Raw genomic sequence first — 12,163 nt, forward strand, 5'->3', positions numbered from 1 at the left:
CACAGCGGGTTATCGGACGACAGCCCCGCTTACTTTATAGAGCCTGACAAGGAGAGGATTATAATGGCAATACCTTCTGTAAAATCATATCCCATGCCTGCGGCGGAGGAGCTGCCGGTTAACCGGGTTTCCTGGACACCGGACCCGTCCCGGGCGGCTTTCCTGATCCATGATATGCAGCAGTATTTTATGGCCTGCTTCGAGCCGGGCCAATCGCCCGCGTCGGAACTGACGGAGCATATCGGTCTGCTCGCGGAGCGCTGCAGAGAACTGGGTGTACCGGTTATTTACTCGGCCCAGCCCGGCGCGCAGACACCCGATCAGCGCAGGCTGCTTCAAGATTTCTGGGGTTCCGGCATCGGACCCGATCCGCGGGAACAGCAAATCATTGCGGAACTGGAGCCCGGTGAGAACGATATCCGGCTGACCAAATGGCGCTACAGCGCATTTCAGAAAACGGATCTGGCGGAACAGATGAAGGCGATGGGACGGGATCAGCTGATCATCGTCGGAATTTATGCCCACATCGGCTGCCTGATGACGGCCTGCGAGGCTTTTATGAGAGATATCGAGGCGTTTATGGTCAGTGATGCCCTTGCGGATTTTTCCCGGGAAAAACACGATCTGGCGCTGCAGTACGCAGCCGAGCGCTGTGCGGTTACGCTGACGACGGAACAATTGCTGAACCAGTGGGCAAAAGAAACTTCCGGCGATGCAAACTCCGGCAAAGCCGGAGGGGATGCGGCTTCAACCGGAACACGAAGCCTAAACGGAGAAGCGGCCGGTATCGCCGAAACCGCAGCGGCCGCCGACGATGGCCCGAAGGACGGCACGGAAGCGATAAGCGCTCCGGATCCTTACGCTTTTGCCTTATCGGCTCTGCGGCAGCAGGTTGCCGGGCTTTTGCGGGAGCGGCCGGATGCGATCGGCGACGAAGATAATCTTCCGGAATATTGGGGACTCGATTCCATCCGCATAATGACACTTGCTGAACGCTGGAGAAGCCTGGGGGCCGAAGTTACGTTCGCGGAGCTTGCCGAAGAACCGACGCTGCTTGCCTGGAGCAGGCTGCTGGCCTCCAGAACCGCAGCTTCCGTCCCGAACCGGGATTACTACGACGCGGCCGCAAGGGGGGAGCGCTGATGATAGGGAGCGCCCTCCGGCTGCCGCTTTCCGGCGCTCAGCAAGGAATCTGGTACGCGCATCATATGGACGTAAACCGTTCCGTTTACAACACAGCCGAATGGCTTGAAATCCGCGGTGACATGAACGAAGAATTTCTGGAGAAAGCGATACGCCTGACGGTGCGGGAAGCGAAATGGCTGCACGCCCGCTTCGGCCAGGACGGGGAAGAACCTTGGCAGGAACTTGGGTCCGAGACGGACTGGACTTTATTGAAGATGGACGTCAGCCGGATGGAGAATCCCCTTGCCGAAGCGGAAGCCTGGATGCGCCACGATTTGCAGAAGCCCGTGGAACTTACGGAAGGCCCCTTGTTTACCCAGGCGCTGATCAGGCTGGGTTCCGACCGCTGGTGCTGGTATCAGCGCATCCATCATATTCTGATCGACGCTTACGGGTATGCGCTTCTGCACCGAAGAGCGGCCCAGGTCTATACCGCACTCGCCGGCGGCGTACCCGTGCCTCCCGTAAATTTCGGTTCACCCGGGCTGGTGCTGCGGGAAGAGGAAGCTTACCGGGCGTCCGAGCAGCTCGGGCGGGACCGGGCGTTTTGGCTGGACAAGCTCGCTGAAGCTCCCGACTCCACCGTTATGGGCAGAGGAGGAAACCGTCCGGACGGCAGCCCCCTCCGGCAGTCGGGACGGCTTGCGGCCGCGGTAAGCCGCAAGCTGATTGAATCCGCCGCGGAGGACGGATTCAGCTGGGCGGAAGCGGTCCTTGCGGCCGCCGCCGCTTACATGCACCGGATAACGGGCTCGGATGCTGTCCGTCTCGGCCTTCCTTTGATGAACCGGCTGGGCAGCTCGGCTCTGAATGTACCCGGTATGGTCATGAACGTTCTGCCGCTGTGCCTGACCGTCAAGCCGGAAATGAGCTGGGGAGATTTAAAGCAGCAGGTTGCCGCGGAACTGCGTCAACTCCGCAGGCATCAGCGCTACCGGCAGCATGATCTGGTGAGAGACCTGGGGCTGCTGGGTGAACGGCGCAGGCTTTACGGACCGATGATTAATATCATTCCGTTCGTCGAAACTCCGTCCTTCGCTTCGGGCGGAACAGTGCGGCACTCGCTATACGCGGGTCCTGCCGATGATCTGTCGCTGCATATTTATGAAGCCTCCGGCGGTGACGGGCTGCAGATCGACTTCGATGCGAATCCCGGCATCTACAGCGAGCAGGAGCTTTCGGGCCACAGGCGCCGTTTTCTCAGCTTCCTGGAATTCGCGGCTTCCGCCGGCCCGGACACACCCGCCGGTCTGCTGGACATGCTGCTGCCTGCGGAGAAGGACCTGCTCCTGAACCGCTGGATCGATACCGCTTGCGGCGTACCGGCAGATTCACCCGCGGAGCTGATCCGCCGGCGTGCGGAGCTTGCGCCTCATGCGCCTGCCGTTCTGTGCGGCGGGCAAACGCTGACGTACGCGGAGCTGGACCGCCGGGCGGCCGTACTTGCCGCAGAGCTGAGGCGCCTCGGAATCGGGCCGGAGTCGATCGTCGCGATTGCGCTTCCGCGGAGCGAGTCGGCCGTCGTTTCCATCCTGGCGGTTCTCCGGCTGGGCGCGGCCTATATGCCGGTCGATCCCGATTATCCGGCGGAACGCATCGCCTATATGCTGGACGACGCGAACCCGGCCTGCCTCCTGACGGATTCCGCGTCGATACGCTCGCTGCCGGATACGGGAAGCGTGCCTCCGCTGCTGCTCGATCAGCTTGAGCGCAATGACGCCTCGGTCCTCGCCGGCTCCCCGCCGGGAACCGGCAGCGGTTTTCCTGCGGATGCCGAATGTCTCCCCCTGCGGCCGTCCCCGCTCAATCCCGCCTACGTGATCTATACCTCCGGCTCCACCGGCAGGCCGAAAGGCGTGCCCGTCACCTACGGCGGCCTCGCCAATCTGCTTCACGCCATGCAGGAGAAGTTCCGTCTGCAGGAAGGAGACAGCTTCTTGTCGGTGACGACCATCGCGTTCGATATTTCCGTGATGGAAATCTTGCTGCCGCTGACCGGAGGCGCCTGCCTGGATATCGCCTCCCGGGAGCTGATTCTCGAACCGGGGGCTTTGGCCCGCAGAATCCGGTCGACAGGCGCTTCTATCATGCAGGCGACGCCGACTTTGTGGCAATCGCTCGTAACGGCAAGACCGGGACGGCTCGACGGCCTGCGTGTTATTGCGGGAGGGGAAGCACTGCCCCTGAGTTTGCAGCTGGCTCTGCAGGAGCTCGGCTGTGAAGTGCATAACCAATACGGCCCGACGGAAACGGCTATCTATTCTACCGCGGCCGCACTCTCTGCCGGTTCGGCGGTCAAGCCTCCGATCGGCCCGCCGATCGCCAATACCCGGACGTATATTTTGGATGCCGGTCTCCAGCCCGTCCCGCCCGGGGCGGAAGGAGAGCTGTACATCGCCGGAGCCGGGGTCGCCCGCGGTTATCTGAACAAGCCCGTTCAAACGGCGGAACGTTTCGTAGCCGATCCATGGGGTGAGCCGGGTTCACGCATGTACCGCACGGGAGATCTGGCCCGCTGGCTTCCCGACGGCAGCGTCGATTATCTTGGGCGGGCGGATCATCAGGTGAAATTGCGCGGCTTCCGGATCGAGCTTGGCGAAATCGAGTCTCGGATCGCGGGACAGCCCGGCATTGCGCAAGCGGTAGTCGTGGTCAGGGAAGACAGGCCCGGGGAGCGGAAGCTCACCGCTTATGTCGTGCCCGAGGAGCTTCATGAACCGGATTACGCCCGATTGAAAAAACAGCTTCAACAGGAGCTGCCCGAATATATGGTTCCGCTTGTCTGGGTTACCCTGGACAGCCTGCCGCTGACGCCGAACAAAAAAGTGGACCGCAAGGCACTGCCCGCACCGCAAATATCCGGCACCGGAACAACGGCTGCCGCACGGACGCCTCACGAGGAACTTCTATGCGGGGTATTTGCGGAGGTGCTCGGGATGTCCTCGGTCGGCATCGACGAAGACTTCTTCCGTCTCGGAGGGCATTCGCTGCTGGCCGGACGCGCGGTTCTGCGCATCCGCGAGACGACGGGAGTGGATGTGCGGTTGTCCGGCATATTCGAAGCGCCGACGGTGCGAGAACTCGCGCAGCTGCTCGGCAGGAAAGGTATGGTTGTCCCGCCGGTCGTTCCGGCCCCCAGGGAAGTACCCGTCCCTCTGTCGAGAGCGCAAAGACGATTGTGGTTTCTGTATCGCCTGGAGGGACCGAGCTCAACTTACAACATCCCGCTGGTATGCTCACTTTCCGGGAAGCTGGACCGTAAGGCGCTTAAGAAGGCTCTTATCGACGTGCTGGGACGTCACGAGCCGCTGCGCACCGTATTTCCGGAAACGCCGGACGGCATGCCTCAGATTCGCATCATGGAGCGTGAAGATGCGGCCGGCAAGTTCGTGTTTCAAGAAGTTCCGGCACACGGCCTGGACGGAGCCCGCTGGCAGGAAGCGCTCGACCGGGAGGTTCGCCACGGATTCGAGCTGTCTTCCGAACTGCCGCTGAAAGCGGTCCTTTTCGAACGGGAAGAAGGGGAATACGTCCTGCTGCTGGTCGTGCATCATATCGCGGCCGATGGCTGGTCGCTCTCGGTCATCGCGTCGGATCTTTCCGCCGCTTACTCGGCGCGGATCGCGGGAAGTGAACCGTCACTCGGCGATACTCCGGTCCGTTACGGCGATTTTACGCTGTGGCAGGAAAAGCTGCTGGAGGAAGAGGCCGAGCCGGATAGCCTGATGGGAAGCCAGCTGGCGTACTGGAAAGAGGCGCTGCGGGGTCTGCCCGAAGAACTGCCGCTGCCGGCCGATCATGCTCGTCCGTCCGTGTCCGGGCAAGCCGGAGGCGTGATTCCGTTCCGGATCGGCGAAGAGCTGCATGCGCAGCTGCTTGAACTGGCGGCCGAAGGGAAAGCCAGTCTGTTCATGGTGATGCACGCGGCGCTGGCGGCGCTGCTGTCCCGGCTGGGCGGCGGCGAGGATATTCCGGTCGGAAGTCCCGCCGCAGGCCGGCCGGATGAGGCCACGGGGGCGCTCGTGGGCATGTTTATCAACACGCTTGTGCTCCGGGCGGATCTTTCCGGACAGCCTACGTTCCGCGAGCTGCTGGCTCGTGTCCGGCAGACGGATCTGGGTGCCTACGAGAACCAGGAGCTGCCGTTCGAGCGACTGGTCGAAGCGCTGAGCCCGGCCCGTTCCCGCTCGCGGCATCCTCTGTTTCAGATCATGCTTGTGCTGCAAAACACACCGGCAGCGAAACTGGAACTGCCGGGAATCGCCTCCAAGCTGGAGCTGCGTGGGACGGGTTCCTCTAAGTTTGATCTTACCTTCGAGCTTACGGAAAACCGCCGGCCTGACGGAGAACCGTGCGGTATTGAAGGCCTGCTGGAATACAGCGCGGATTTATACCTGCCGGAGACGGCAGCGGCACTTACGCGGCGTTTCCTGAAGCTGCTGGAACAGGCTGCGGCGCAGCCCGATGTGCCCGTGGGACGCATAAGCGTGCTTCTGGAGGAAGAGAGACTGGCGCTCACGGCGAAACCGGAATCCCCGGCTGCGAAGCGATCCGCCGCAGACGGCAAACCCTCTTCCGCCGGTCGTACTCTTGCGGAGCGGTTCGAAGGGCAGGCCGCACTGCGTCCGGATGCTCCGGCTGTCGTGTACGGCGCGCAGACGCTGAGCTACCGGCAGCTCAATGAGCGGGCCAACCGGATCGCCCGCCTCCTGATGGAGGAAGGAGCCGGACCCGAGCAGTTCGTCGCCCTGGCTTTGCCGAGATCGGCGGACCTCCCGGCAGCCGTGCTGGGCGTTCTGAAAACGGGCGCGGCTTATCTGCCGCTCGACCCGGATTATCCGGCCGACAGGCTGGCTTACATGCTGGAGGATGCGGGACCGTCGATTCTCGTTACGTCGGCGGACGCCGCCGCAAGTGTACCGGAAAGCGACCGTCTTAAAGTCGTGGTGCTGGGCGATTTTGCGTGCGAGGAGCGTCTGCGGAAGCTGCCGGGTTCCGATCCCGAGCCCGTACTGCGGGAAGGGAAACTCCATCCTCTTCATCCCGCGTATCTCATCTATACGTCGGGCTCGACAGGCCGCCCCAAAGGGGTAGTGATTCCTCACGAGAACGTGATCCGGCTGATGGAATCGACAGAGGCATGGTACGGTTTCGACGAGACGGACACTTGGACGCTTTTCCACTCGTATGCTTTCGACTTCTCGGTATGGGAGCTGTGGGGCGCACTTTTGTACGGAGGAAAGCTTGTGGTCGTGCCGTTCTCCGTAAGCCGGGCGCCTTCCGAATTCTTGAATCTGCTGGAAGAGCAGGGCGTAACGGTGCTCAATCAGACGCCTTCGGCCTTCTATCAGCTGATTCAGGCGGACCGGGAGCAGTCAGAGAGAGCTTCGGATCTTTCGCTCAAGCATGTCATATTCGGCGGGGAAGCGCTCGATCCCGGAAAGCTGGAGGAATGGTACAGCCGCCATCCGGACGATTCCCCCAAACTCGTTAATATGTACGGCATTACGGAAACGACGGTACATGTGAGCTACCACCCGTTAGACCGCCGGAGCGCGGCGGCAGGGTCCGGCAGTGTGATCGGCGTCCCGATTCCGGATTTGGACGTCTACGTGCTGGACGATAACCTGGAACCGATGCCGTTCGGCGTCAGCGGGGAAATGTACGTGTCCGGCGCCGGGCTCGCAAGAGGCTACTGGAACAGGCCTGAGCTGTCTGCCCAGCGTTTTGTCGCCGATCCGTTCGGTCCGCCGGGAAGCCGGATGTACCGGACAGGGGATCTGGCCAAGAGATTTGCCGACGGCTCCCTGGAGTACCTGGGCCGGGCCGACCAGCAGGTGAAGCTGCGCGGATTCCGGATCGAGCCCGGCGAAATCGAAGCCGTGCTGGAGAAGCATCCGGCGGTTGCCCAGGCGGCCGTCGTTCTGCGGGAGGACCAGCCGGGCGACAAAAGGCTGGCGGCTTATATCGTTCCCGCGCAAGCCGGCGAAGCGCCGGACACGGGCATGATCCGTCTTCACGCCTCCGCGGCGCTGCCGGATCATATGGTCCCTTCCGGCATCGTCGTGCTGGACAGTCTGCCGTTAACGGTTAACGGCAAACTGGACCGCAAAGCGCTTCCGGCCCCCGTCTATGCTTCCGTATCCGGAAGCCGCAGTCCCCGGACGCCGCAGGAAGAAGTGCTCTGCGGACTATTCGCGGAAACGCTCGGCCTGGAGGATGTCGGTATCGACGACGGATTTTTCGAACTGGGTGGGCACTCGATGCTGGCCGTCCGTCTTATGAGCCGGATACGGGAAGTATGGGGCAAAGATCCCGGTATCGGCATCCTGTTCGAAACGCCGACCGTTGCCGGACTTGCCGCAAGGCTGGAGGAGGACACGGGCGACGGGGCGCTGGAGATGCTGCTGCCACTGCGGTCCCACGGTTCCGGCGCTCCCCTGTTCTGCGTGCATCCGGCCGGAGGGCTCAGCTGGTGCTACGCCGGCCTGATGAAGCACCTGAATCCCGACGTTCCGATCTACGGGCTTCAGGCGAGAGGCATAGCCGGCCCGGACCGGCTTCCGCAGACGCTGGGGGAGATGACGGAAGATTATATCCGCTGCATCCGCACCGTCCAGCCGGAGGGGCCGTACCGCCTGCTCGGATGGTCGCTGGGAGGCAACGTGGCGCATGCCATGGCCGTCCAGCTTCAGAAGGAAGGCCAGTCGGTCGAGTTTCTGGCCATGCTGGACGCCTATCCGAGCCACTACCTGCCGCTGCGGGGCGAGCCGGATGAGGAAGAGGCGCTGACCGCGCTTCTCGCACTCGGCGGCTACGATCCCGACAGCATCGGCGACGGGCCTCTGACGATGGAAACCGCGATTGAGATTTTGCGCGGAGACAACAGCGCGCTCGCTTCGCTGAGCGTCGAGACGATCCGCCAGCTGCGTGTCACCTACGAGAACTCGGTCAAAATTTTGGCGGCCTACGTGCCGGAGAAATACGAGGGCGATTTGATGTTTTTCCACTCGACGATCATTCCGGACTGGTTTGATCCTATTGATCCCGATATGTGGATTCCATATGTGGGAGGAACAATCGAGCGGCATGATATCGCATGCCGGCATAAGGATCTGTGCCAGCCGGGACCGCTGTCGATCATCGGCCGCATGCTGGCCGGAAAGCTGTCGTCCGTGAAAGCGAAAGAGGAGGAGGGGAGTTTCTATGGCTAATCCGTTTGACGATCCGAGCGGTACTTTCCGGGTTCTGGTCAACGGCGAAGGGCAGTACTCGCTTTGGCCCGCTTTCGTCCGGACGCCGGACGGCTGGACGGCCGTTCTGGAGGAAGGCACACACCAGGAATGTCTGGATTATATCGAGAGCAGTTGGACCGACATGAGACCGGCCAGTCTGCGCGGCTAGCGTGGCGGAGAAATAGGGGGAGAAGCGGAGTTTTCCGATCTCCCGGGCAATCCGGTTGGCCGATTTTCAAAAACAGGAAATTAAAATTGCGGGACGGTTCCGGGCACTATTGCCTGTACACCGTCTTTTTTTTATTCCACTTGTTTAGAAGAATAAGATTACTGCTTGCGGCACCGGGAATGCTTTGCTTTTTGTACGGCATAAACGCGTTACGGTTTTATATAGGTAAAAAACCGCTCTTGGATCAAGAGCGGCCGGAAAGGGGAGGTCATAAAGACCGAAAACCGAACATATCAAGGGAGAATACGTATCGAGAGAATTAGATAGGACATGAGCTTTTATTTGCCGGTCTTGACAAGCCACTCGGCCAATTCTTCGGTTTGGGAAAGGACGGCAAGCGGGTCGTAGTACCAGGAACGTTCTTCCGGCCAAATGTATACTCTCCCGTTTTTAACGGCAGGCAGTGTACTCCAGACCGGATCGGCGCGGAAGTCTTCGATGGTTCTGTTGTTAGCGGTCAAGACGATGTAATCTCCCGCATAGCGTCCCAGCATCTCGGCCGAGATTTCGGCCCATTGCTTTTTGGAGAGCTGATCGGAAATTGCGGCAGGGGGTTTCCGGCCCAGAGCCTGGTAAACCGGCTGACCTCCGCGTCCGAAGTTATCACCGTAAACCCAAATGCTCTTTTCGGAGCTCTCTATGATGGAAAATGAAACGTCCGATGGCAGGACGGCATCGACTTTAGCCTTGGCCCCGGCGATTCGCCGGTCGTAATCCGCCAGCCACGTTTTGGCTTCGGTTTCTTTGCCGAGCAGGGTACCGAAGTATTCCAGCTCCTCGTGCGCATTTTTGAGGGTGCCGTAGGGAATGACCAGGGTAGGAGCGATTTTGCTCAGCTGTTCGTAAGTTTCCGCGTTTCCGGTAATGATCAGATCAGGCTCGAGTCCGGCAATACGCTCTACGGAAGGTTTACCGTAAGTTCCCGTATCCGCAACGCCGTTCAATGCTTTTTTGTAGTAATAATTGTTCAGGGTTAACCCCGGCGCCCCGACGGGTATGACATTGAGGGCGATCAGGCTGCCCAGATATTCCTCGGCGACGATCCGCTGCGGTCGGACGGGAATTGAAATATCTCCTTGAACACTGGAAATTGTTTTGAATTTTTCTTCTTTCCTTGCACCCGATCCGTTCCCCTTCGTATCCGGGGCTTGTACGGCGGCTGGGCTCTCCGCTGCGGTATCGCGGGCAGCCGAGTCCTGACGTACGCCGCACCCGGCAAGAAAAATGGCCGTAAGGAGCAGCAGGGCAGATGATGCCTGCAAGAAATATTTAGAGAATGGCTGCTGAGAAAACATGGTAAGTCCTCCTAAATAAAAATGATAATCATTCTCATTAAATTTACAGCGGAAAGACCCCAAGAACGATACACATACATGATATTGGATCATGTAAATTTGTGATCCGGCGTCAATATGCCGGTCAACACGCGCAGTTGTTCCAGCGAGGAGAGCGGATCGAAGCCGGAGAAGAGCTCCGGCTGATTCAGCAGATAAACCTTCCGCTGACGGACGGCATCGAGCTCAAGCCATTCCTGCGACCGGAACAGCCGCATCAGACGCTGACGCCCTTGAGGATCGCAGGGCAACGCGGTAATAAAAATATGATCGGCGGCATATTGCCCGATGGTTTCTATCGGAGTTTCCACGTATCCGCGATTGAGTAAGCCCTGTTCCAGCATCCGGTCAGGCGGGCGAAACCCGATGTCGTCATATAAGATTTGGCAGCTTCTGCCGTAACTGCTTCCGAACCCGTAAGCTTTGTCTGTGCCGATTTCCCAGACGGCCGCCGTGCCCCGGTTTCCGGGCTGCCGGTCCAGTTGACGGTTAATCGGAACCAGGCGCTTGTCGTAGAGTCTCAGCCACTCTTCCGCCTCCCCGCGTTTGTTAACGATGTCGGCGATGATCCGGAACTGTTCCCGCCAGCTCATCGTTTTGAACGGGAGGTCAAGCACCGGGGCAAGCGGCAGCAGGGAATTGTTTTCTTCTTGCGTGTCGTAGCTGATAATGACGTCCGGACGTGAAGCGGCAACCGTTTCATAGAAACGGGATGGAGTGCAGACGTAAGGATCGAATTTCCGCTCCTCCGGCAGGTCGGAACCCCTCGCGATTTTCTCCGTCCAGCCCGTGTATACGCCGAGTTCGGGAGTAATTCCCAGTGCGGTAAGCGCAGCCGTATAATTTGGGTTAAGCGCGGCGATCCGTTTGGATTGCCCCCTGTAAACGGTAGGAGAGACGCCTACGGATTGTTTGAACTTGCGGCTTAAATACGTGCCTTCTTTGTAGCCTATTTCCTGAGCAAGCGTATTCAAGTCCGGCGAACCGGTCAAAATACGCTTCTGTGCGCCACGAATCCGGAGCAAGGTCAAGTATTCGTTGAAGGTTCGCCCGGTAAACTTGCGGAAGGCACGGGAAAAGTGCTCCGGGCTCACATTCGCTCTTTCGGCCATCTGATCCCGCGTCAGGTCCTCGTCAAAGTGCGCCTGCATAAAACAAACGCTTTGCTTCAGCCAGGGGAAGCCGGGCCTTTGCCTTGAAGCCACCTCTTCATAAAGCCCCTCCATGAGGTCGATGAACAGCCGCTGTACCCGGAAAGGGCCGCTAAGCCGGGGCTCGCGCCATAGTGTTTGAAGTTCGCCGGCCTGTCTCAAGAGCTTATCCGGGCAGTTGTCCAGAGGCAGGGGATATTTCAGGAGGCCGGTTTCCGTGTCTTCCGTGCCCAGACACCGGTACTCGATAAGCACACCTTTCAGCAAGGTGTGAGAGATCAGATCGAACTTTTGAAAAGCATCGCAAAGGTATACGCTTCCCCTGTCAACCTCGCACATCTCATCATGAATACGGAGCACACCGCTTCCGCCAAGTACGATGAAAATACGGGAGCAGCCCGTGCGTTCACTGGATGCAAGGTCTATAGACCGACCGTCCACTTCGGTGATACGAAAAGGGACATAAAAGAGATGGGCCGCCGGAGCGGGTTCTGTATGGAGAGCGGGCATATCGGGCATGAGAATAGGTTTCTCCTTTTGGTGATAATGATTATCAATTACATTACCAGTATAGCAAAAAGATAGACGGTCGGGCACTCGGAATCTGTCCCCTTTTATCTCTACGCCGGAACTTGCCTGCAAAGCGAACAGCAGGTCCGGCAAGACGGGGCGCTACCGCAAGCCCTGATGAGAGGGCGGGAAGCCCGGTAAGGGTCCTGGCAGGTCCGGCGCGGGGTAATCTGTGCCGGCTTATCCAAGCGCTTCTTGGAAGAACTGCATCCTGTTTCGTTTACGCTGAAATAGGCCTTTTTTAAGCAATGGGCCGGCGGCAACATAATTTCTTAACAACGAACGCTCTCCATCCGGGTGGACTTGTTCCGCATCCGATCCTGATCTCATTCCGGCTCGCTTGCCGGGGGAGATTCGACGCTTATGCTCCGGCAAGGGCGGCTTGGAGCCTCTTCATAAAACCTTTAAAATTCGACGAAACGCATGCCGTTGACTTTAAAAATTAAAGCGCTTATTGTT

Annotated in this window: 5 protein-coding genes; 3 read left to right on the plus strand and 2 right to left on the minus strand. The window is 59.5% G+C overall.

Annotation, left to right across the window (positions count from 1 at the left end):
- Positions 1 to 63 precede the first annotated feature (63 nt).
- The 3 genes from C4S74_RS04925 to C4S74_RS04935 are packed head-to-tail and all read left to right on the plus strand — an operon-like array spanning position 64 to position 8,589.
- Positions 64 to 1,143, plus strand: coding sequence for an isochorismatase family protein (locus C4S74_RS04925; protein WP_103994209.1), 1,080 nt, complete (start codon positions 64 to 66; stop codon positions 1,141 to 1,143).
- Positions 1,143 to 8,399, plus strand: coding sequence for a non-ribosomal peptide synthetase (locus tag C4S74_RS04930; RefSeq protein ID WP_103994210.1), 7,257 nt, complete (start codon positions 1,143 to 1,145; stop codon positions 8,397 to 8,399). Before C4S74_RS04925 ends, C4S74_RS04930 begins: the two co-directional genes overlap by 1 nt.
- A complete protein-coding gene (locus tag C4S74_RS04935) occupies positions 8,392 to 8,589 on the plus strand; it encodes an MbtH family protein (RefSeq protein ID WP_103994211.1) in 198 nt (65 codons plus the stop codon). The genes C4S74_RS04930 and C4S74_RS04935 overlap by 8 nt, the downstream gene beginning before the upstream one ends.
- A 338-nt stretch (positions 8,590 to 8,927) precedes the next feature.
- Here the strand turns inward: C4S74_RS04935 and C4S74_RS04940 are convergent, their stop codons facing one another.
- Together C4S74_RS04940 and C4S74_RS04945 are read right to left on the minus strand one after the other, a co-directional pair.
- On the minus strand, positions 8,928 to 9,944 hold the full coding sequence (locus C4S74_RS04940; RefSeq protein ID WP_103994212.1) for an ABC transporter substrate-binding protein: 1,017 nt from the start codon (positions 9,942 to 9,944) through the stop codon (positions 8,928 to 8,930).
- Positions 9,945 to 10,033: 89 nt separating this feature from the next.
- Positions 10,034 to 11,653: an ABC transporter substrate-binding protein gene (locus C4S74_RS04945; protein ID WP_103994213.1), complete on the minus strand. Its 1,620-nt coding sequence runs from the start codon at positions 11,651 to 11,653 to the stop codon at positions 10,034 to 10,036.
- Positions 11,654 to 12,163: the final 510 nt, after the last annotated feature.

The sequence above is a fragment of the Paenibacillus sp. UNC499MF genome, from assembly GCF_900107975.1.
GTDB lineage: Bacteria > Bacillota > Bacilli > Paenibacillales > NBRC-103111 > Paenibacillus_F.